Origin of the sequence: Streptomyces sp. BBFR25, from assembly GCF_044590125.1 — a bacterium.
Lineage (GTDB): Bacteria > Actinomycetota > Actinomycetes > Streptomycetales > Streptomycetaceae > Streptomyces > Streptomyces canus_D.
In genome coordinates, this window is sequence record NZ_CP172447.1 from 704,706 (window position 1) to 725,397 (window position 20,692).

Annotated in this window: 17 protein-coding genes and 5 pseudogenes; 16 read left to right on the forward strand and 6 right to left on the reverse strand. The window is 71.2% G+C overall.

What is annotated here, in order from left to right; genetic code table 11:
* Nucleotides 1-48 precede the first annotated feature (48 nt).
* Nucleotides 49-2,394 (reverse strand): esterase-like activity of phytase family protein, encoded by a 2,346-nt coding sequence (locus tag ACGH52_RS02930; protein WP_399937344.1) that lies wholly within the window; start codon nt 2,392-2,394, stop codon nt 49-51.
* A gap of 249 nt (nt 2,395-2,643) precedes the next feature.
* On the opposite strand from ACGH52_RS02930, the gene ACGH52_RS02935 reads away from it, so the two are divergent.
* Nucleotides 2,644-3,612, forward strand: coding sequence for a DUF3500 domain-containing protein (locus ACGH52_RS02935; RefSeq protein WP_399937347.1), 969 nt, complete (start codon nt 2,644-2,646; stop codon nt 3,610-3,612).
* Between the two features lie 15 nt (nt 3,613-3,627).
* On the opposite strand, the pseudogene ACGH52_RS02940 reads toward ACGH52_RS02935, so the two are convergent.
* Nucleotides 3,628-3,935, reverse strand: a pseudogene (locus ACGH52_RS02940) (transposase); the annotation flags it as partial.
* A gap of 117 nt (nt 3,936-4,052) precedes the next feature.
* Here ACGH52_RS02940 and ACGH52_RS02945 point away from each other — a divergent pair.
* A pseudogene (locus ACGH52_RS02945) lies at nt 4,053-4,444 on the forward strand (transposase); the annotation flags it as partial.
* 48 nt (nt 4,445-4,492) lie between these two features.
* Here ACGH52_RS02945 and ACGH52_RS02950 read toward each other — a convergent pair.
* On the reverse strand, nt 4,493-5,398 hold the full coding sequence (locus tag ACGH52_RS02950; protein ID WP_399937350.1) for a LysR family transcriptional regulator: 906 nt from the start codon (nt 5,396-5,398) through the stop codon (nt 4,493-4,495).
* A 208-nt stretch (nt 5,399-5,606) separates the two neighbouring features.
* On the opposite strand from ACGH52_RS02950, the gene ACGH52_RS02955 reads away from it, so the two are divergent.
* A complete protein-coding gene (locus tag ACGH52_RS02955; RefSeq protein ID WP_399937352.1) occupies nt 5,607-6,542 on the forward strand; it encodes an SDR family NAD(P)-dependent oxidoreductase in 936 nt (311 codons plus the stop codon).
* 80 nt (nt 6,543-6,622) lie between these two features.
* Here the strand turns inward: ACGH52_RS02955 and ACGH52_RS02960 are convergent.
* Nucleotides 6,623-6,703, reverse strand: a pseudogene (locus ACGH52_RS02960) (IS5/IS1182 family transposase); the annotation flags it as partial.
* Between the two features lie 200 nt (nt 6,704-6,903).
* Here ACGH52_RS02960 and ACGH52_RS02965 point away from each other — a divergent pair.
* Nucleotides 6,904-6,960: pseudogene (locus tag ACGH52_RS02965) on the forward strand (hypothetical protein); the annotation flags it as partial.
* Nucleotides 6,961-7,100: 140 nt separating this feature from the next.
* Nucleotides 7,101-7,313 (forward strand): annotated as a pseudogene (locus tag ACGH52_RS02970) (integrase core domain-containing protein); the annotation flags it as partial.
* Here the strand turns inward: ACGH52_RS02970 and ACGH52_RS02975 are convergent.
* On the reverse strand, nt 7,310-7,594 hold the full coding sequence (locus ACGH52_RS02975; protein ID WP_399937355.1) for a DUF1905 domain-containing protein: 285 nt from the start codon (nt 7,592-7,594) through the stop codon (nt 7,310-7,312). The pseudogene ACGH52_RS02970 and the gene ACGH52_RS02975 overlap by 4 nt on opposite strands.
* A gap of 232 nt (nt 7,595-7,826) precedes the next feature.
* On the opposite strand from ACGH52_RS02975, the gene ACGH52_RS02980 reads away from it, so the two are divergent.
* The 9 genes from ACGH52_RS02980 (at nt 7,827) to ACGH52_RS03020 (ending at nt 18,574) form a co-directional block, all read left to right on the forward strand.
* Complete coding sequence (locus ACGH52_RS02980; protein WP_210976425.1) at nt 7,827-8,780, forward strand: carbohydrate ABC transporter permease; 954 nt, start codon at nt 7,827-7,829, stop codon at nt 8,778-8,780.
* Between the two features lie 58 nt (nt 8,781-8,838).
* A complete protein-coding gene (locus ACGH52_RS02985; protein ID WP_399946614.1) occupies nt 8,839-9,735 on the forward strand; it encodes a carbohydrate ABC transporter permease in 897 nt (298 codons plus the stop codon).
* A 39-nt stretch (nt 9,736-9,774) separates the two neighbouring features.
* Entirely contained in the window at nt 9,775-11,124 is a 1,350-nt protein-coding gene (locus tag ACGH52_RS02990) for an ABC transporter substrate-binding protein (protein ID WP_399937359.1), read from the forward strand.
* Between the two features lie 63 nt (nt 11,125-11,187).
* On the forward strand, nt 11,188-12,687 hold the full coding sequence (locus tag ACGH52_RS02995) for a glycoside hydrolase family 36 protein (protein WP_121704594.1): 1,500 nt from the start codon (nt 11,188-11,190) through the stop codon (nt 12,685-12,687).
* A 93-nt stretch (nt 12,688-12,780) separates the two neighbouring features.
* Nucleotides 12,781-13,938 (forward strand): ROK family protein, encoded by a 1,158-nt coding sequence (locus tag ACGH52_RS03000; protein WP_399937363.1) that lies wholly within the window; start codon nt 12,781-12,783, stop codon nt 13,936-13,938.
* Nucleotides 13,939-13,991: 53 nt separating this feature from the next.
* A complete protein-coding gene (locus ACGH52_RS03005; protein WP_121704592.1) occupies nt 13,992-15,212 on the forward strand; it encodes a Gfo/Idh/MocA family protein in 1,221 nt (406 codons plus the stop codon).
* A gap of 194 nt (nt 15,213-15,406) precedes the next feature.
* Nucleotides 15,407-16,792, forward strand: a complete 1,386-nt coding sequence (locus ACGH52_RS03010) for a cellulase family glycosylhydrolase (RefSeq protein ID WP_210976423.1) — start codon at nt 15,407-15,409, stop codon at nt 16,790-16,792.
* A gap of 130 nt (nt 16,793-16,922) precedes the next feature.
* Nucleotides 16,923-17,501 (forward strand): snapalysin family zinc-dependent metalloprotease, encoded by a 579-nt coding sequence (locus ACGH52_RS03015; protein ID WP_210976422.1) that lies wholly within the window; start codon nt 16,923-16,925, stop codon nt 17,499-17,501.
* A 155-nt stretch (nt 17,502-17,656) separates the two neighbouring features.
* Complete coding sequence (locus tag ACGH52_RS03020) at nt 17,657-18,574, forward strand: endo-beta-N-acetylglucosaminidase H (RefSeq protein ID WP_399937367.1); 918 nt, start codon at nt 17,657-17,659, stop codon at nt 18,572-18,574.
* A gap of 82 nt (nt 18,575-18,656) precedes the next feature.
* Here ACGH52_RS03020 and ACGH52_RS03025 read toward each other — a convergent pair whose 3' ends face one another.
* On the reverse strand, nt 18,657-19,118 hold the full coding sequence (locus tag ACGH52_RS03025; protein ID WP_076977824.1) for a MarR family winged helix-turn-helix transcriptional regulator: 462 nt from the start codon (nt 19,116-19,118) through the stop codon (nt 18,657-18,659).
* A gap of 110 nt (nt 19,119-19,228) precedes the next feature.
* Here ACGH52_RS03025 and ACGH52_RS03030 point away from each other — a divergent pair, with 110 nt between their 5' ends.
* Together ACGH52_RS03030 and ACGH52_RS03035 are read left to right on the forward strand one after the other, a co-directional pair.
* Nucleotides 19,229-19,786, forward strand: a complete 558-nt coding sequence (locus tag ACGH52_RS03030) for a quercetin 2,3-dioxygenase (protein ID WP_076977823.1) — start codon at nt 19,229-19,231, stop codon at nt 19,784-19,786.
* On the forward strand, nt 19,783-20,691 hold the full coding sequence (locus ACGH52_RS03035) for an alpha/beta hydrolase fold domain-containing protein (protein WP_399937371.1): 909 nt from the start codon (nt 19,783-19,785) through the stop codon (nt 20,689-20,691). The genes ACGH52_RS03030 and ACGH52_RS03035 overlap by 4 nt, the downstream gene beginning before the upstream one ends.
* The last annotated feature ends 1 nt before the right edge of the window (nt 20,692 follow it).

A 20,692-nucleotide genomic window follows, 5' to 3' on the forward strand; every position in this document is an offset into this window, starting at 1 on the left:
CCGCGGGCGCACGGAGCGCCCGGCCCCCGCGTCCGCGACCGTCGGGTGTCAGCGGCGCTGGCCGAAGACCCGTCGGGCCGCGCCGAGATCCAGGAAGACGGTCTCCCCGGTCGCATCGTCCAGACCGTCGTTGTCGGTGAGGGCGTAGACGTGGCCGTCACCGCCCACCGTCAGTCCTTCGAGCTTCTCCTGCGTCCAGCCACCCGTGGCCCGCAGGTCGGGCAGCACGTCGTGCGCGAGCCTCTTCGGCAGGACCCGCAGGGGTCCCGAGGGCGCCGCCGACGTCGGCAGGCCGACCGTGTAGATCCGCTTGACCTCGGCGGCCGGGCCGTTCAGCTTGTCGCGCTCGATGACCGCGAGCCGGTCGCCGACCACGGTGATCTCGGAGAGCCCCAGCCAGTCACCCGGCGTGCTGGTGGATTCGAGCCGGTAGCCGTACCAGCTCCAGGTGCCTGCGGTCACGTCGTAGCGTCCCAGCCGTACGACGCCCGCCGGGTCGCCCGCGACCTCGCGCTGGAGGGCCGCCCAGACGATCTCGTGGCCGTGCCGGTCCGTGGTGGCGGTGACGCCCTCGAAGCCCTGCTTGCCGAGGCCCTCGGCGACGTCCGCGGGCAGCGGGACGACCTGCCGGGTCGCGCCCCGTGCGTCGAGCCGGACGAGCTTGTTGTCCGCACCCTTCTCGCCCTCGACGGCGAGCCAGAAGCCGCCCTGCGCCCGGGCGTGGACGCCCTCGGCGTCGTAGCCGACGGGGCGGCCGTCGGCGTCCTTGACGGTCAGCTCCCGGGTGACGACAGCGGGGCGGCGGGCCGTGTCGACGGTGAGGACGCGGGTGGTGGAGTACGCGGCGTCGGTGACCGTGTAGAGCTGGTGCGGCTTGCCGGGTACGGCGGACAGCGCGCCGAGCGCTCCCCAGCCGATGGGGGCGCCGTGGGCGTCGTCGGCCGAGACGATACCGGGGAACGAGGGGTGGTGGCCGCTGCCCCGGCCCAGGCGGAACAGGCTCACCGACGCGCGCACGCCCGCCTCGGCGTCGTCCTCCTCGCTGGAGACGGCGACCAGTCCGCGCGACGGGATCGGCAGCAGGCCCTCGGGGCCGTTGGTGGCGGGCAGCAGCTGGCGGAAGACCGGCCGGGTGGGCCGGCTGACGTCGTAGACCGCGACGAAGTTCCCGCGCTCGGAGCCAACGAAGGCGTAGGGCACGCCGTCGTACTCGGCGATCGCGATGCCCTCCGGCTCGGAGCCCTTCTTCCCGGCCCGGCTCTCGTCGTGCAGGCCGTGGCGGACGGCGAGCCGCTCGAAGCCGTTGCCCGCGTCCCAGGCCGGTTTGCCGGTGCGGCTGTCGAACACGGACCAGCCGCGGGTTCCGCCGCGCCAGTCGCCCTCGTTGGCGGTGGCGAGGTAGCGGTCGTCGATCCAGCCGACGGCGTCGGGCTCGCGCGGAACGTCCTCGATGGAGCCGGTCTGGTCGATCGTGCCGTCGTCGGCGGTGTCGATGCCGCGCACGGAGGCCGTACCGGCGCTGAACGCCTTGGTGATCCGGCCGGTCGGCAGGTCGATGAGGACGACGCCGTTGTTCTCCTGGAGCGTCACGGCGAGCTGGTCGCGGCCGTTGACGGAGACGTACTCCGGCTCCGGGTCGGTCGGTTCGGCAATTCCGGCCTCGGCCAGCACCGGCAGTGCCCGGCCGTCGGCCCGGGTCAGCGGAACCGCCCGGGTCCGCCAGTGCGCGGGCGTGGCGCCCCGGCCCAGGTCGAGGATCTGCACGAAGCCCGCCGGGGCCTGCGGCAGGTCGCCCTCCTCGCGGCCGGGCGGTGTCGCCTCCTCGTCCCGTTCGTTCTCGATCGCGATGGCGGCGTACCGCTTGTCCTTGCTCAGGGCGATCGAGTCGGGCTGCCCGCCGAGGTCGAAGCTCGCCACCCGCTCGCGGTCGCGCAGGGAGACGACGTCGAGCCGTCCGGAGGGCTGCGCGTGGCTCGCGCTGGTGTTGACGACCACCAGGACGTACTGGCCGGCCACGGTCACCGAGGTCGGCTCGTCCTCGGCGTCGCCGAGCCGGGCCAGCGACAGGGTGCCGAGGCCGCGCGGGTGGCCGGGGTCGCTGATGTCCAGGAAGCCGATCCGCCGGGCCACCGCGTCGGTGTGGACGAGGGTGCGGCCGTCCTCGCTGACCGAGGAGATCTCCGCGACGGTCCCCTTCGCCGCGTCCTCACCCGCCGGGCGGTTCTGGAAGACCGGGTAGGTGGCGGTGCGCTCGAACAGGCCCGGCCGCCGCTGCTGGTGCTGCTGTCCGGGGTGCGACCGCTCCGCGTGCGCGGCTCCCGTGGTCGCCAGGGTGCTGGCTGCCACGACCAGGGCGGCCAGCGCGGCGCGGGTTCTCTTGCTCTTGGGGGACATCTTTCCTCCGGTCCGGTCCACTCGGTCGCCGCACGCTTTCAGCCGAGGACGAGTGCTCCGGGGACGGCGGGTGAACGGCGGGCGAAGTCCAGGAGGCCGAGGGCCGGAGTCGTACGGTCGGCAAGGGGTACGCGGTGGCCCGGTCGTCCGGAGCCGTGGCCCGAAACCTGACACCGCATGACACCGCTCCGCACGCCGCGCAGAATGAGTCCCGTTGCGGGCACGGCGGGCGTCGGCGGAGGGAGAAGCGTGGGCGGGATCTCGTCGAAGGACGTCGTTTCCGGGATGCGGGAGGCGGCTCGTGCGCTGCTCGCCGTCCTGGAGCCGGAGCAGGTGCGTGTACTGCGTGCGGTGCCCGACCGGCTGGACGCGCCCGAGCTGCGCGAGTGGACCTATCTGCCGGGCCCGCGCCCCGGACTCGGCACCGAAGGACTGGACGAGCGGCAGCGCGAGGCGGTCGACGCGCTCCTGGCCACGGCGCACAGCGCGGCGGGAGCGGAGCTGGTGCGCGGGGCGATCGAGGTGGAGCGGCACCGGCGCGCCCAGCTGGGGCCCTTGGGCCCGGACCGCTACTGGGTGCGGCTGCTGGGCGACCCGGACGGTGACGAACCCTGGGGCTGGCGGATGAACGGCCACCACCTCGCCGTGCACGTGCTGGTCACGGCCGCCGGGATCCGGGTGACCCCGCACTTCGTCGGCTCGGAACCGGCTCGCGTCGGCAGCGGCCCGCGGGCGGGCCACCGGCTCCTCGGCCCTGAGGAGGACCTGGCCAGGCGGCTGGTCACGAGCCTGCACGGCACCGCGCGGGCGTCGGCGGTCTTCGCCGCCGTGCCGCCGGACGACATCCTGACCCGGGCCGATCCGTTCGCCGACCCGGACCTCCTTCCGGAGGGCCTGCCGTACGACCGCCTGGCACCCGGGCAACAGCGCCTGCTGGAGCGCCTGGTGCGCCGGTACCTCGACCGCGCGCCCGCGGCGTACGCCGAGGAGTGCTGGTCCGACGCCGTGACCCGTGGACTGAGCACCCTCTCCTTCGCCTGGGCCGGCGGCCTGGCGCCCGGCGACCGGCACTACTACTGCGTGCGCGCTCCGGACTTCCTGATCGAGTACGACAACACGCAGGACGACGGCAACCACGCCCACTCGGTCTGGCGGCACGTCCGCCACGACTGGGGAGCCGATCTGCTCCGCGGGCACTACACGGAGCAGCACGCCTAGGTTCTGTCTCTATGGTCAGCGCCGGGTCCAGATGAGGATGGCCGCAAGGTGGAGTGCGGCCGGCAGGCGATCGCGAGCTTGTCAGTTCGTGTGGCCAGGCCAAGCCATTGTTTGACGCGGTTGATGCACCGCTCGACGGCGTTCCGCTGCTTGTACGCGTCCGCGTCGAAGGCGGGTGGACGGCCGCCGAGTCGGCCTCGTCGCAGGCGGTGACCGACTTGCTCGGAGGGCTGCGGGACGACCGCACGGATGCCCCGGCGTCGCAGGTGGCTGCGGATGGCGCGGGAGGAATACGCGCGGTCGGCCAGAACGGCCAGGGGCCGCGTTCAGGGCCTGCCCGGCCACCACCCCGGTCCCCGTCGGCTGCGTGGCCTCCGCGACGCCGACACCGACATGTGGACCTCCACCGACGACTGCGTCGTGGAGGTCTCTGAGGGCACTTGCCGAGGAATCGCGGGCGGCGCGGACGTTGGCAATGCCACCGTCGTGTGATCAACGAGACCCGTTCCGGCAGCGGACCGGCCTCCCATGGCGGGACCTGCCTCCCTCATTTGGCAGCTGGAAGACGGTTCACGAGGGCCGGATCGACTGGAGCATGGTTGGCGTCGATTCCACGACCTGCCGCGCTCATCAGCACGCGGCTGGCGCTTCCGCCCACGTCCCGAAGCTCCCGGGACGGCGCAAGACCCCGGCGCGTCACCGCCCGGATGAGGCCTTGGGACGCTCGCGAGTCGGACTCACAAGCAAGATTCACCTTGCCGGAGAGGGGCGGTCGCCGTCTCGCCCGGCCCGAGCAGCACCGGCAACACCAGGCTGGCCACCTTGCCCTCGCCCGGCTGCATCCGCAGCGCACGGCCCACCGCCTGGACCAGGTCCGGCGTCAGCCGTATTCGGTCAAGTCGGTGGTCGTGGCCAGGTCGGTCACGATGTCGATGAGCCGGTGCAGGGCTGGAGAGGTGTTGCCCGGCAGCCACACCATCTCGGTGTGCGCGTACGCGTCCTTCAGCGGGACGAACACCACGCCGGTGCCACGAAGAGTGAGCGAGGAGCGGACCAGCCGGGTGACTCCGAGTCCGGCGGCTACCAGACCGAGGAGGTCCTGCACGCTGTCGGCTTCCTGGACGACGTTCGGTGTGAAGCCCGCCTCACGGAATTGTTCGCCGTAAGCGCGGTGCCACGGTGGCCATGAATCCCGCGGGGTCATTACCCAGGGTTCGTCTGCCAACTGGGCCAGATCCAGTTCCGCACGCTCGGCGAGGGGGTGGCCGGTCGGCAGGACCGCGCACACGGGCTCGGTCGTCAGAACCTTGGATGCCAGACCGGGAACGAGCGGGGGCCGGGTGAAGGCGACGTCCTGGCGCCCCGCGCGGATGCTCTCCACCAACTGCGCGATGCTCGTGGACTCCGTCGTCAGGCGAAGGTCCGGAAACTCGCGGTGCACGGCCCGCACGACAGGGGGCAGAAGCTGGTTGGTGACGGTCGTCAGGAACATGAGCCGGAGGCTCCCCACCTCCCCCCGCAGCGCCCGGGACACCACGGCGAATGCCTCGTCTGCCCTGTTCACGACGGAACGCGCCTCCTCGACGAACAGAGCGCCGATGACCGTCAGCTCCGTCCCTCTGCCGCCACGATCGAAGAGCCTGGCGCCGAGCCCGCGCTCCAGGGCGCTGATCTGCTGCGACAGCGACTGCTGCGCGATCATGAGACGCCGGGCCGCCCGCGTGAAGCTCCGTTCCTCCGCGAGGACGAGGAAGTAGCGCAATTGCCGCAGCTCAGGAGTGGTCACAGGATCAGACTGTAGCTCCGGCAGGCAATCTCTGTTGGACCGAACACGGCCCGTCGCCGACTGTGGTCACAGGACCTCAATCAGCGGACGGTACGGACCGGACGGCGGGCCCGGCACCCGAGGTGAGGAGCCGTGAGGATCCGGTTCCCAGCGATCTCTCCGGACGATGCCTCGCCTGGGAACACTCTGCACGATCAGGAAAAGGATCATGAACGCATCTCGCATCACCACTCCCTTCACCGCCGACTCCACAGCCGCCGAGATCACCGCCGGCGTTCGGCTCACGGGACGGCATGCCGTCGTCACAGGCGCCTCCTCCGGTATCGGCGTGGAGACCGCCCGGGCTCTGGCCTCCGCGGGTGCCGAGGTGACCTTGGCGGTCCGTGACATCGAAGCGGGCGAGAAGACGGCTGAGGACATCCGCTCCGCCACCGGGGGCGGACCGGTCCATGTCGCTCGGCTCGACCTCTCCGATCAGGGATCGATCGCCGCGTTCGTCACCGCCTGGAACACCCCACTGGACATCCTGATCAACAACGCCGGTGTCGCGGCGGTTCCGGAGGCGCGGACCCCGGAGGGATGGGAATTGCATTTCGCCACGAATCACCTCGGCCACTTCGCCCTCGCGAACGGTCTGCACCGTGCCCTGGCCGCCGCCGGCCGGGCCCGGGTCGTGTCGCTGAGTTCCAACGCCCACCTGCACGCACCGATGGTCTTCGACGACATCGGCTTCCAGAGGCGGCCGTACGACCGCATGCTCGCCTACGGGGAGTCGAAGACCGCGACTGCGCTGTTCGCGGTCGAGGCCCACAGGCGCTGGTCCGGCGACGGCATCACTGTCAATGCCGCGAACCCGGGTTCGGTCGTGACCAACCTCGGGCGTCACCTGACCGCCGAGGACGTCGCCCAACTGCCGGCCTACAACTACACAACGGCCGAACACGGCGCGGCCACCTCCGTTCTGCTCGCCACGTGGCCGGAGCTCGACGGGGCCGGGGGCCGCTACTTCGAGTACTGCAACGAGGCCTTGCCGTTCACCCCGGACAAGCCCACGCAGGGCGTAGCCGCACATGCCCTCGACTCCGAGGCGGCCGCCCGCCTGTGGCAGGTCTCGCTCGACATGCTTGCCACAGCACGGCGGTGAGGACCTTCACCAAGTTCCGTCGGCCAACCGCATCCCCGAGCGCGCCTTCAGCGAGGCCGACGACGAGGACGACACGGGCGGAACTCGTCCGGCAGGTCCTGCCAAGGCGTGCAGGTGCGGTACTTCCACGCGATGGCCTCCAAGGTTCGGCAGTGATCGGCCGGATGGACACAACCGATCAACTGACCAACCGCTCAAAGAGACACGCTCTAGCTGTATTGATCACGAGCGTTGTTGACGCCGACTGGGCTTGATCATGGCAAAGACCTCCGGTGTGGTGGAGCTGTCTAGGACTGCACCGCACGGAGGTCTTCATGTCCCACCGTAATGCCGACTGACCGTTCACGGCAGGCGGCTGCTCATCGAGCGTGTCCGCAGCGGCCGCCCCGTTGCACACGTCGCGGCCGAGATGGGCATCACCCGCGTCACGGCCCACAAGTGGGTCCGCCGCTGGAGGTCCGAAACGGGTCCTGACCGACAACGCTTGGCCCTTTCGCAAGAGCCTCGCCTGACAGCAGGCCCTGGCCGGCCTCGGCGCGGCCGGCAAGCTCACCCCCCCCCTACCCGCCCCAGACCAACGGCAAGGTCGAACGCTTCCACCGCACCCTGCTCGAGGAATGGGCCTACCAGCGGCCCTACACCTCGGATCACGAACGCATGGAAGCGTTCACCCACGGGCTGCACCGGTACAACTACCACCGGCCTCGCACCGGCATGGGCGGCCAAACACCCGCCAGCCGCGGCACCAACCTCTCCAGACAGCACGCCTAGCGCGTGCCCTTCCGACCGTCCAGCCGCTCCAGGAGCCGGACGGTCACGGTGTCCCCCTGCTCCTTGCCGATCGCCTTGCGCACCTCCGCCTTCACGGGCAGTTTGTGCGTGCCGTCGCCCAGGGCCATGAAGGAAGCCTGGAACGGATGCCCGTCGATCGTGCCCCGGACCTTCACCAGGCCCCGGGTGCCGAAGTAGCCGACCGACTCGGGCCACGCGACGTAGGTCCAGCCGCCGGTGGCGGGGCTCTTCAGCAAGGTCGCGGTGAATTGCTCGTCCATCGTGGATACCGCCTGTTCAGGAGTGATCGACCGCTGTCTCGGTGTTCACGGGTAGGACCGAGGCGCGCGGGAAAACTCATCGCCGACCACGAAGACCCCTCACTGATCCGCAGGACATGACCGCACCTTTTTATGATCCAGTATTGACAAAGTTTCACTGCACCTCATCAATATGTAATCCATGGTGCCCCACTGGCAAGAGGTGCGGCGCAGATACCTTCGGAGGGGAACCATGGGTGCCCACACCGCAGTTGCGCGACCACCGGGGTCCGCCCGCCCGGGCCCCGACCAGGCACCCGCCTCCCGCCGGCCGCGCAAGCGCCGCGACGACCGCAGGGTCGCCTGGCTGTTCCTGGCACCGGCGCTGGCGGGGTTCGCGCTGTTCTACGCCTATCCGACGGTGCGCGGCGTCTACTACTCGCTCACCGACTACAACCTCCTCGCCGCTCCGGAGTTCACCGGAGCGGAGAACTACCGCGACCTGGTGAGCGACGGGCAGTTCTGGAACGCGCTCAAGGTCACGGGCTACTACGTCGTGGTCAACATCGGTTCGCAGACCGTGCTGGGGCTGCTCCTGGCCACGCTCATGCACCGGCTGACCCGCTCGGTGGCCCTGCGCGCGATGCTGCTGCTGCCGTGGCTCGTCCCCAACGTGACCGTCGGCCTCCTGTGGCTGTGGCTGCTGGACACCAACCTCGGCTTCGTCAACCACGTCCTGAACGCCCTCGGCATGGGCACCACCGGCTTCTTCTCCTCCCCCGACTGGGCGATGCCGTCCATCGCCGCAGTCAACACCTGGGCGTACACCGGCTACACGGCGCTGCTGCTCTACGCGGGGATGCTGCAGATCCCCCAGCACCTGTACGAGAGCGCGTCCCTGGACGGCGCCGGTGAGATCCGGATGTTCACCAGGATCACGCTGCCGCTGCTGCGGCCGGTGCTCGCTCTGGTGCTGGTGGTGTCGATGATCGGCTCGTTCCAGATCTTCGACACGATCGCGGTGACCACCCGGGGCGGGCCGGTGGGCGCGACCCGGGTCATCTACTACTACATCTACGAGCAGGCCTTCACCTACTTCCACATGGGCTACGCCTCCGCCGTGGCCGTGATGCTCGCCCTGATCCTCGGCGTGCTGACGGCGGTGCAGATGCGCCTGCTGCGCGCGTCGCGCTCGGACCTGGCCTGAGGAGGCGGACGTGACACAGACACAGACACAGACTGCTGCCCCGGCGCGGGCGCGGGGCATCGCCCGTGCCCGGACCCGCGGGGCCGTGACGCCGGGGCGGGTCGCCGCATGGGTGGTGCTCGTGGTCGCGCTGGTGGCGACCGTCTTCCCGTTCTACTGGATGGTCCGCACCGCCGTGACACCGGCGGCCGACCTCTACTCCGACTCCACCGGGCTCGTCCCCCAGCACCCGACGGCGATCAACTTCCTGCGGGTCCTGGGCCTGACCAGCCAGGAGGAGGCCATGGCCGCCGGCGGGTCCGGCGCGCAGGTGGACTTCCTGCGCTACCTGCTCAACTCCGTGGTCTACAGCGGTCTGATCGCCGTGCTGCAGACGCTCTGCTGCGCCATGGCGGGCTACGCCTTCGCCCGGCTGCGCTTCCCCGGCCGCGACGCGGTGTTCGGCGTGCTGATCGCCGCGCTCATGGTGCCGCCGATCTTCACCGTCATGCCGAACTTCGTGCTGGTGAAGAACCTCGACTGGCTCAACACCTTCGCCGGCATGGTCGCGCCGAGCGTGCTGATGACCCCCTTCGCCATCTTCTTCCTGCGTCAGTTCTTCCTGTCGATCCCCCGCGAGGTGGAGGAGGCCGCGGTCCTCGACGGGGTGGGCGCCTGGGGCCTGTTCTGGCGGGTCGTGCTGCCGATGAGCCGTGGCCCGCTTCTCACCATCGGGCTCACCACCACCGTGTGGGCCTGGAAGGACTACCTGTGGCCCCTGCTGACCGGCCGGGACGAGGAGACCCGGGTCCTCACCGTCGCGCTCGGCATCTTCCAGCAGCAGTCGCCCAACACCTCGCCCGACTGGACGGGGCTGATGGCCGGCTCGACGCTGTCGGTGCTGCCCGTCCTCGTCCTGCTGATCCTGCTCGGCCGGCGTCTGGTCGAGTCGCTCAACTTCACCGGCGTCAAGTAAGCCTTCGCACGCGGCACGAGCAAGAGAGGCCCCTCTCCCATGACATCCCTGCGCCTGCGCGCCGGCGCGGCCCTGCTGTGCCTGGCCGCCTCCGCCACCCTCGTCTCCTGCGGCAGCGACGACGACGCGGCCGACGGCACCGTCACCCTCGACTACTGGCTGTGGGACGACCGGCAGTTGCCCGCCTACCAGGACTGCGCGGCCGCCTTCCACCGCTCCAACCCGGGCATCACCGTCGAGTTCACGCAGACGGCCTGGACCCAGTACTGGCAGAACCTCACCACCGAACTGGTCTCCGGTGACGCACCGGACGTGTGGACGAACCAGTCCACCTACTCGGCGACCTACGTCTCCGGCGGCCAGGTCCTGGACCTCCAGCCCTATGTGGAGCGGGACCAGGTGGACCTCTCCGGCTACCAGGCCGGACTCACCGAGCCCTGGGTCAAGGACGGCAAGCGCTACGGCCTGCCGAAGGACTGGGACACGGTGGCGCTGGTCTACAACACGGCGATGCTCGGCGAACAGGGCCTGGACGCCGACCGGTTGGCGAGGCTGACCTGGAATCCCTCCGACGGCGGCACCCTGGAGGAGGTCATCGCCAGGGCCACGCTGGACGACAAGGGCCGCAACGGTCTCGACCCCGGCTTCGACAAGGACCACGTCGAGGTCTACGGCTTCCTGCCCGAGTGGGCCGACGGCTCCCAGGGGCAGAACGGCTGGGGCGAATTCGCCGCCGCCAACGGTTTCCAGTACCTGGACAAGAACCCGTGGGGCACGCACTACCGCTACGACGACCCGAAGCTGGTCGAGACCATCTCCTGGTTCAAGCACCTGATCGACAAGGGGTACGCACCCCGTCTGGACCAGCAGTCGAAGATGGCCAACTCCGAGCTGCTCGCCGCCGGGAAGGGAGCCATGACGGTCGCGGGTTCCTACGCCATCTCCAGCTACACCGGTCCGAAGCTGGAGCGGCAGTTCGCCTTCGCGCCGATGCCGATCGGTCCGGCCGGGCGCAAGAGCGCCGTCAACGGTCTCTCGGACGCCGTCTGGGCGGGCAGCAAGCACAAGGAGGAGGCCTGGAAGTGGGTGAAGTTCCTGGCCTCGGCCGAGTGCCAGAACCTGGTCGCCGAGCGGGCCGTGGTCTTCCCCGCGCTCAGGTCCGCCACCGAGAAGGCGCTCGCCGCCCGCCGGGCCAGGGGCGAGGACGTCCACGTCTTCACCGACGCCGTCGCGGCGAAGGACGGCACGTTCCTGCTGCCCATCACCGAGAACGGCACCGAGATCGGTCCCATCGTCCAGGACGCCATCCAGTCGGCGATCCTCGGCCAGACCTCGCCGGAGGAAGCCCTCAGGACGGCGAACGACAAGGTGAACGACCTCTTCCGCTGACCCGCCGCACGGCAGCGCGTCGAACCGTTCCGCACCACCCCTCACCGCAACGCAAGGAGATACATGGCCCAGCTCGTTGACCTCGGCGACCGCCGCTTCGCCATCGAGGTCGAAGGCGAAGCCCCACCGCGGCCCGTCGACGGCGGTCTGCTGCTGCCGCCCGGCCGGGTGGCCCTGCTGCACGGTCTCGGCGACGCGCTCTTCTACCGCCACGGGCACAACTCCTGGAGCCCGTGCGGCTGGCGTCGGCTCTCCGCCGCACCCCTGCGCATCGAGAGCCGCGAGCGGCGGCTGACGGCGGACGACCCGGTGTGGGACGACCCGGCGCGCCACCACTCCTCCGCCGTCGCCGCTTTGGAGGGCGCGGACGGCCGGGTGCTGCTGCTCGGCGCGCTGGGCCTCGACGTACCGCGGCTGTCGGCGGACCTGGACACACTCTCCGGGTGGTACGAACACGCGGGAGCCCCCTGGTTCCTCGCCTACGGCGACGAGGAGAAGGTCTTCGCGGACTACGCCCGCCACCTGGGCGAGCGCATGGGACGCGGCAACGGGCGGGCCGGAAACGTGTGGTGCAGCTGGTACGCGTACTACGAGGACATCACCGAGGCACGGCTCGCCGAGGACATCACCGCCCTGCGCCATCTGCCCTTCGACGTCGTCCAGGTCGACGACGGCTGGGAGCGGGCGGTGGGCGACTGGGAGGCCAACGCCAAGTTCCCCTCCGGGATGCGGGCGCTGGCCGGGCGGATCACCGACGCGGGACTGCGGCCCGGGCTCTGGCTCGCGCCGTTCATCGTCCACCCCGACTCGCGCACCGCCCGGGAGCGGCCGGAGCTGCTGCTGCGCGGCGACGACGGCGCTCCGGTGGTCGCCGGCCACAACTGGGGCACCGGGTACTGGGCGCTGGACCTCACCTCCCCCGCGGCGCAGGAGCACCTTCGGGAGATCGTGCACCGGGTCGTCGGGGAGTGGGGGTTCACGTACCTCAAGCTCGACTTCCTGCAGGCCGGGGCGGTGCCCGGGGTCCACTGCGCGGACGCCGGGCGCGAGGAGGCGTACCGGACCGGGCTGCGGATCATCCGTGAGGCGGCGGGCCCCGACGTGTACCTGCTCGCCAGCGGCGCTCCGCTGCTGCCTTCGCTGGGCCTGGCCGACGGTGTGCGCAGCGGCCCGGACGTCGCCCCGATGTGGGAGCACTACGCCACCCGGGACCCGTCCGACGCCCTGGCCCGCAACGCCGTCGTCAACACGGTGCACCGGCTGTGGCAGAAACCACTGCTGGAGGTGGACCCGGACGTCGTGTACTTCCGCAGCCGCCTCAACCTGCTCACCGAACGGCAGCAGCGGTGGCTGCGCGACCTCGCCGACGTCTGCGGATTCCGGGCGGTCTCGGATCCGCCCGGGTGGCTGCGCCCGGACGAGCTGCGGACGATGACGGCGTATCTCGAGGCACGCCCGGTGGTGCACCGGCTCGGCCGTTACCGCTTCGCCCTGGACGGGCGGGAGGTCGACCTCACCCCGGCCGTCTCCGCGGAGGCGGAACAGCGGTATCCGATCGCCTGACCTCCGGCACGAACGCGTCCGCGAAACGGCGTTAGTAAACTCCTCAGCATTATCCAGCGGCGCGCACGGCAACCCTCGCAGGGAGTACCAAGCATGGCGACGACCGGAACAGACCTGTCCCGGATGCGCGAGATGAACCAGCTGTCCATCGTGTGGGCGCTGCGCGGCAACCCCCCGTCGACGGTCACCGAACTCGCGGGCCGGGCCGGTCTGTCGCGGCCCGCCGTGGACGTACTGGTGCAGGCCCTGGTCACCGAGGGCTGGGCCGTGGTGCAGGAGCCCGGGGTCGGCAGCGTGGTGGGGCGCCCCGCCCGCCGGTACCGCTTCCGGGCCGACGCCGGTCATGTGCTCGGCATCGACGTCGGCGTGCACAAGGTGCTGGCGGTCCTCAGCGACCTGGAGGGCAACCTCGTGGAGACGCTGCGCCGGCCGGTCGACCCGGACGCGCCGCCCGCGGCACGGCTGTCGGAGGTCGACCGGGTGATCGACGACGTCCTGCGGACCGGCGGGATGACGCCGGACGACGTCTGGGCGGTGACGGTGGGGGTGACCGGCCCGGTCGACGCCGCCGGCCGGACCAGCCTGTCCACTCCGCTGCCCGGCTGGACCGAGGCCGACCCGGTCGCCCACCTCGCGGCCCGCTTCTCCTGCCCGGTCCGGGTCGAGAACGACTGCAAGCTCTCCGCCGTGGCCGAGCGGTGGAAGGGCGTGGCGCAGGACGCCGACGACATCGTCTTCCTCCTCGCAGGGCTGCGCACCGGCGCCGGTCTCATCCTGGACGGCACCCTGCGGCGCGGGCACGGCGGCGCCGCGGGAGAGATCGGCGCCCTGAGGGCGGTGCGCTGGCTCACCGCTCCGGACCACCTCCAGAACTGTCCCGGGATCCCGGCCACGGCCGCGCCCGGCGAGGCCGCCGCGTGGGTCTTCCAGGCCGCCCGGGACGGCGACCGGGACGCGAGGACCGCGGTCCGCCGCTACACCCGCGACCTCGCGGTGGGGGTCGCCGCGCTGGTGCTGACCCTGGACCCGCAGGTCGTCGTCTACGGCGGCGGCTTCTCGCGCTCCGCCGACGTGGTCCTCGAACCGCTGCGCCGCGAACTGACCAAGCACTGCCTGCGCCTGCCGGAACTGCGCGCCTCCACGCTCGGCGACGAGAGCGTGGCCCTGGGCGGGGTGCGCCTCGCGCTGGACGAGGTCGACGCCCGGCTGCTGAGCGACGGACTCTCCGCGCCGACCGCGCCACGCCGGTAGGTGCCCCGCACACGACAACCACCACTCCCCCGCCGGGAACGAAGGGACAGCACGTGAGCCACCGTGACCAGACATCGAGGCCGGAACTGCGCGTCGGCGTGATCGGCGTCGGCCAGCGCGCGCCGGTGGCCGCGTTGGCGAACCGTCCCGGACTCGCCCGGGTCGTCTCCTGTGCCGATCCGGATCCGCGGGGCAGGGACGATGCCAGGTCCCTGTTCGGACCGGACGTGGTGCTGCACGAGCGGTACGAGGAGATGGCCGACGACGGCCTGGACGCCGTGTTCGTCCTCACGCCGGACCATGTGCACACGCGGCCCGCGCTGTTCTTCCTGGCCGCCGGGGTCCCGGTGTTCGTGGAGAAGCCGCTGGCGATCACCGTCGAGGACTGCGACGCCCTGCTGCGGGCCGCGTACGACTCCCGCGGCCGCCTGTACGTGGGCCACAACCTGCGCCATCTCCCGGTGCTGCGGCGGATGCGCGAACTGATCGACGACGGTGCGACAGGCCGGGTGCGCGCCGTGTGGTGCCGCCACTTCGTCGGGCACGGCGGGGACTACTACTTCAAGGACTGGCACGCCGAGCGGGCCAACACCACGGGGCTGCTCCTGCAGAAGGGCGCCCACGACCTCGACGTGATCCACTGGCTCGCCGGGGGCTACTCCAGGAACGTCGTCGCGCAGGGCGCCCTGTCGGTGTACGGCGACAACCCGCGGCGCGGGGCCGACGACCCGGCACCGGCGGGCGGGCGCATGCCCGACTGGTTCGACCCGGAGATCTGGCCGCCGTCCGCGTTGCGGGAACTGAACCCCGTCGTCGACGTCGAGGACATCAGCATGATGCTGACGCGCCTGGACAACGGGGTGCTCGCCAGCTACCAGCAGTGCCACTTCACGCCGGACTACTGGCGCAACTACACCGTCATCGGGGACGAGGGCCGTCTGGAGAACTTCGGCGACGGCATCGAGGGCGATCCCGCGACGATCCAGGTGTGGAACCGGCACCGTTCCGGCTACCGGCGCGACGCCGACCTCACCGTCCCCGTCCCCACACCGTCCCAGGACGACCACGGCGGCGCGGACCGGGCGCTGGTCGACGAGTTCCTCCGCTTCGCCGCCGCAGGGGGGCCGACGGACACCTCTCCGGTGGCGGCCCGTGAGGCGGTCGCCGCCGCGGTGGCCGCGACGACCTCGCTGCGCTCGGGCGGCACCCCGGTCGACGTACCCGCGCTGCCCGCGGAGATCGTCGACTACTTCCGGCGGCACCAGCCCGCGTAGCCTCCGCGACGGCGGCCGCGCACCTGCCCCGCGCCGTGCAACCGCCCGCTCCTGGCCCCGCCGGGGCGGGCGGTTGCACGGTCCGACACCTGTCGCGCACCGGCGTACGGGTGTACGGTCCGGCCCGAAGGCTTTGGGAGCGCTCCCAAACGCGCTCCGGTTTGTCATGCCCGCTTCATACGAGGAGGAACGCGTTGAAACGCCTTTTGGCCCTGCTCGCGACCGGAGCGTCGACCGTCGGCCTCACGGTGCTCGCCGGACCCCCGGCGCAGGCCGCGACCGGCTGCGCGGCCGAATACACGATCACCAACCAGTGGGAGGGCGGCTTCCAGGCGGGGGTGAAGATCACGAATCTGGGCGATCCGGTCAGCGGGTGGACACTCGGGTTCACGCTGCCGGACGCCGGACAGAAGGTCGTCCAGGGCTGGAACGCGACCTGGTCGCAGTCCGGCTCCCAGGTCACCGCCGGCGGCGCCGACTGGAACCGCACCCTGTCCACCGGCGCGTCGGCCGACCTGGGTTTCGTGGGCTCCTTCACCGGTTCCAACCCGGCACCCACGTCCTTCACGCTCAACGGCGTGACCTGCACCGGGTCCGTCACCGATCCGCCGACGGACCCGCCGACCGACCCGCCCGCGACCGGCACCCCGACCGCCGTCAACGGACAACTGCACGTCTGCGGCGTCCATCTGTGCAACCAGTACGACCGCCCCGTACAGCTCCGGGGCATGAGCACGCACGGCATCCAGTGGTTCGGCCCCTGCTACAACGACGCCTCCCTGGACGCACTGGCGCACAACTGGAAGTCGGACCTGCTGCGCGTCGCCATGTACGTGCAGGAGGACGGCTACGAGACCGACCCGGCGGGCTTCACCGCCCGGGTGAACTCCCTGGTCGACATGGCTGAGGCCCGCGGCATGTACGCGGTGATCGACTTCCACACGCTGACGCCGGGCGACCCGAACCACAACCTCGACCGCGCCAAGACGTTCTTCTCCTCCGTCGCCGCGCGCAACGCGCACAAGAAGAACGTGATCTACGAGATCGCCAACGAGCCCAACGGGGTGAGCTGGGCGGCCGTCAAGAGCTACGCCGAGCAGGTCATCCCGGTGATCCGGGCCGCCGACCCGGACGCCGTCGTGATCGTCGGCACCCGCGGCTGGTCCTCGCTGGGCGTCTCGGACGGCTCGAACGAGAGCGAGGTGGTCAACAACCCCGTGAACGCCACCAACATCATGTACGCCTTCCACTTCTACGCCGCGAGCCACAAGGACGCCTACCGCGCGGCGGTGAGCCGGGCAGCCGCGCAGCTGCCCCTGTTCGTCTCCGAGTTCGGCACGGTGAGCGCCACCGGCGGCGGTGCGGTGGACCGGGCGAGCAGCGTCGCGTGGCTGGACCTGCTCGACCGGTTGAAGATCGGTTACGCGAACTGGACGTACTCCGACGCCGACGAGGGCAGCGCGGCGTTCAAACCGGGCACCTGCGGGGGCACCGACTACAGCAGCAGCGGCGTACTGACCGAGTCCGGGGCCCTGCTGAAGAGCCGTATCAGCACCGCCGACGACTTCCCGACGAGCTGACCCCTGCCCGGCGGGGCTCCGGATTCGTCCGGGGCCCCGCGCGAATTGACTGATTGACGGCGGCGCCGGGTGGGCAAGGTGGCAGATGATGTCATGAGCACGACTCCTCTCCCCCACAAGGAGGTCGAGCATGCACGTCCGCACACTGACCGGACATCTCGTCGCCGCCGCACTGCTGTCACTGCCGCTGCTGAGCGGCGGCCAGGCCGTGGCCGCCGACGCGCCGGACGCCGCCGCGGACTCAGTGGCCGCGGCCCGAGTCCTCACCTACGACGCCAGCGGCTCCGCGGAGTTCAGGTCCGCGGTCGACCGGGGCGCGGCGATCTGGAACGAGAGCGTCGAGGGCGCTGAGCTGCGTCCGGCCACGGCCGGGCAGCGGGCCAACATACGCGTCCTGGCCGACGACGGCTGGCCGCGCGCGCTCACCACCTCCCTGGGCAACGGCACCGTCTGGATCGGCCGTCAGGCGGTGGACCAGGGCTACGACACGGTGCGCATCTCGTCCCACGAACTCGGTCACATCCTGGGGCTGCCGGACCGCAAGCCCGGGCCCTGCTCCAGCCTGATGTCGGGGTCGAGCGCGGGCACCGCGTGCACGAACCCGTACCCGGACGCGGCGGAGAAGGCGGAGGTCGAGAGCAACTTCGGCCAAGCGGCCGGTGCGCCGTCGGCGGTCGCCGAGTCGGTGCCCGTACTCGTCGAGGGCTGACCCGGCAGGGCCGTCGGCGTGCCCCGTGCGTGGAACCCGTGAAGAGTTCGAGCACACGCCCGGGGCTTCGACCACGGCAGCGGAAGACTCGTAGGACTCGCTCGGCGCTCATGGACAAGCAGGGCGCCGACCACGCGTTGGGAGACCGATCACCCATGTTCAGTCTGGTACGGAGAAGAGCGCGCAGGACGGCGCTCGCGCTCTCGGCCGTCGCGGCCCTCGTCCTCGGCGCGGCCACCGCGACCGGCGCCGCGGCGGCCCCCGCCCCCGTGAAGCAGGGGCCGACCTCGGTGGCGTACGTCGAGGTGAACAACAACAGCATGCTCAACGTCGGCAAGTACGCGCTGGAGAACGGGGGCGGAAACGTCTTCGACGTCGCCGTGATCTTCGCCGCGAACATCAACTACGACACCGCCTCGAGGACGGCGTACCTGCACTTCAACGAGAACGTGCAGCGCGTCCTCGACAACGCCGCCACGCAGATACGGCCGTTGCAGCAGAAGGGCATCAAGGTCGTCCTGTCGGTGCTGGGCAACCACCAGGGGGCCGGATTCGCCAACTTCCCGTCCCAGCAGGCGGCTTCGGCGTTCGCGAAGCAACTCTCGGACGCCGTGGCCGAGTACGGCCTCGACGGCATCGACTTCGACGACGAATACGCCGAGTACGGCAACAACGGCACCGCCCAGCCCAACGACAGCTCGTTCGTGCACCTGGTGACGGCACTGCGCGCGAACATGCCGGACAAGATCATCAGCCTCTACAACATCGGCCCGGCCGCGTCCCGGCTGTCGTACGGCGGCGTCGACGTCTCGTCCAAGTTCGACTACGCCTGGAACCCGTACTACGGCACCTGGCAGGTCCCCGGCATCGCGCTGCCCAAGGCGAAGCTGTCACCGGCGGCCGTCGAGATCGGCCGGACCGCGCAGAACACGGCCGCCGACCTCGCCCGCCGCACCGTCGGCGAGGGGTACGGCGTCTATCTGACGTACAACCTAGACGGCAGCGATCGCAGCGCCGACGTCTCCGCGTTCACCAGGGAGCTGTACGGCAGCGGGGCCGTCTACACGCCGTAGGGCGTCCGCGGGTTTCGACAACGATGTCAGAAACAGTGAGCGGTGAGCAGTGCCGTGAGGGCCGGGCACCGGTGCCCGGCCCTCACGGGCGCGGCGGGGCGGCTCGGGGGTCGCGGGTCGGCGCCGGACCCCACGGCGCCTCCAGCGCGGCCCGCAGCGCGGCGACCGCGTCCCGCCCGATCCGCTCGGCGAGTGTCTCCTCCAGGCCTCGCAGCACGAGGTCCGCCTGCTGATGCGCGCGCTGCCCCTCCGGGGTGCGCCGGATCAGCCGTCGCCGGGCGGAGGCGGGATCGGGTGCCTGTTCCAACAGTCCGAGGTGCACCAGGCCGTGGACCGCCTGGTGGGCGGTCTGCCGGGTGACGCCCATCCGGCGGGCCAGCTCCGACACCGTCGTGCCGTCCTCGTCCAGCACGCTGAACAGCCCCAGCTGCGTCGGCGAGACGTGGGACGCGCCGGTCTCTTCCAGCGCGGCGAGCAGGGCCTCGTCGAACCAGCGCCGGGCGTCACCCAGCAATTGCGGGAGGTTGCGGTCGGCGGAATGCATCAGTTCCTCACGGGCGGTGGGCGGCGGGCCGGTCCGTCGGCCCACTTGGCGGTCGGCGGCCCGTTGTGTCAGGCTACCTGACATCGAACGGACGCCGACACGGGAGAGCCATGACCATCGAGTACGCCACACGCTACCGGCGCGCCTCGCGCATCCCCGCCGAACCGGGCAAGCCGTACTTCATCGAGAAGGGCGAGGGCGACCGCGCCCACCTGTTCGGCGACCTGATCACGATCTACGCCGGCGGGGAGCAGACCGAGAACACCTTCAACTTCTTCACCGTCGAGGGCCCCAAGGGCGACATCATCCCGGCCCATCTGCACACCGACACCCACGAGGTCTTCTACATCACCCAGGGCGCGGTCCGGCTGTTCGTCGAGGACACCGAGGGCCGTCAGCAGGAGAAGCTGCTCACGCCCGGCGACTTCGGCTTCGTGCCCAAGAACTGCCGGCACGCCTACCGCATGGAGCGCCACCACAGCCAGGTCGTCGGTGTCGCCGCCGGTCCGGGCCGTACCTTCGAGCGCTTCTTCGAAACTCTCGGTACGCCCGCCGACGCCCTCGGACTGCCGCCCGAGCCCCACATACCCGAGCCGGAACGATTCGCCACCGTGCCCCAGCAGTTCGACGTGCGGTTCCTGCCCGACCACCAGTGGCGCACCCCGTGACCGCCGGGCGCAGCACCGTCCGCGAGCTGATCGCCGCACCCCATCCGGACGTCGCACCCCTGCCTCCCGCGGCCCGCTGCGCGCCGGGCGTCCGGGTGCTGCGGGGTGTCCCCTTCGCCGAGCGCGCGGGAAGCCGACCGCTGGAACTGGACCTCTGGCTGCCCGAGAACACCGAGCGGGAGGCACTCCCCCTGGTGCTGTTCGTGCACGGCGGCGCCTGGCTCCGCGGCCGCCGGGACGACATGGGCATGCGGACACGGGACTGGGACCCCGGACCGTTCGCGCGGATCGCCGCGGCCGGTGTAGCTGTCGCCTGCGCCGACTACCGGCTGAGCGGCGAAGCGCACTTCCCCGCGCCTCTCGATGATCTTCGCGCCGCGCTGCGCTGGCTCGGCCTGCGCGCCGCCGAGCTGGATCTGGACGTCGGTCGCACGGTGGTGTGGGGTGAGTCGGCCGGCGGCCACCTGGCCTCCCTCCTGGCGCTCACTCCGCACGTCGGACCGGCCCCCGTCGCCGCCGTGGTCTGGTACGGACCGGCCGATCTCACCACCGCCCGCGGCCCCTACGACCCACGATCGTCCACCACGCCGGAGGCCCTGCTGCTCGGCGGAGCACCGGCCGCGTCCCCGGAACGGGCGCGAGAGGCCAGTCCCCTGGCGCACGCCCATCCGGGAGCGCCTCCCTTCCTCCTCGTCCACGGCGAGGAGGACACCATGGTCGCGTGCTCGCACAGCCGGGATCTCGCCACGCGACTGGAGGAACTGGGCGCACCGGCGCACCTGCGCACCGTGCCGGGCGCGGACCACGGCTGGTACGGCCTGCCCGCTGCCCGGGTCGAGGAGATATTCGACCAGTCACTGCGGTTCACCAGGCGCTGCACCCGGCGGGCGGCCGGGGAGGGGTGAG

Coding starts and splice junctions, on each gene's coding strand:
- ACGH52_RS03030 (WP_076977823.1), top strand. CDS start 19,229: ATGACCATCGAGTACGCCACACGCTACCGGCGCGCCTCGCGCATCCCC.
- ACGH52_RS02995 (WP_121704594.1), top strand. CDS start 11,188: ATGGCCCAGCTCGTTGACCTCGGCGACCGCCGCTTCGCCATCGAGGTC.
- ACGH52_RS03020 (WP_399937367.1), top strand. CDS start 17,657: ATGTTCAGTCTGGTACGGAGAAGAGCGCGCAGGACGGCGCTCGCGCTC.
- ACGH52_RS02990 (WP_399937359.1), top strand. CDS start 9,775: ATGACATCCCTGCGCCTGCGCGCCGGCGCGGCCCTGCTGTGCCTGGCC.
- ACGH52_RS03025 (WP_076977824.1), bottom strand. CDS start 19,118: ATGCATTCCGCCGACCGCAACCTCCCGCAATTGCTGGGTGACGCCCGG.
- ACGH52_RS02975 (WP_399937355.1), bottom strand. CDS start 7,594: ATGGACGAGCAATTCACCGCGACCTTGCTGAAGAGCCCCGCCACCGGC.
- ACGH52_RS02955 (WP_399937352.1), top strand. CDS start 5,607: ATGAACGCATCTCGCATCACCACTCCCTTCACCGCCGACTCCACAGCC.
- ACGH52_RS02930 (WP_399937344.1), bottom strand. CDS start 2,394: ATGTCCCCCAAGAGCAAGAGAACCCGCGCCGCGCTGGCCGCCCTGGTC.
- ACGH52_RS03000 (WP_399937363.1), top strand. CDS start 12,781: ATGGCGACGACCGGAACAGACCTGTCCCGGATGCGCGAGATGAACCAG.
- ACGH52_RS02980 (WP_210976425.1), top strand. CDS start 7,827: ATGGGTGCCCACACCGCAGTTGCGCGACCACCGGGGTCCGCCCGCCCG.
- ACGH52_RS03015 (WP_210976422.1), top strand. CDS start 16,923: ATGCACGTCCGCACACTGACCGGACATCTCGTCGCCGCCGCACTGCTG.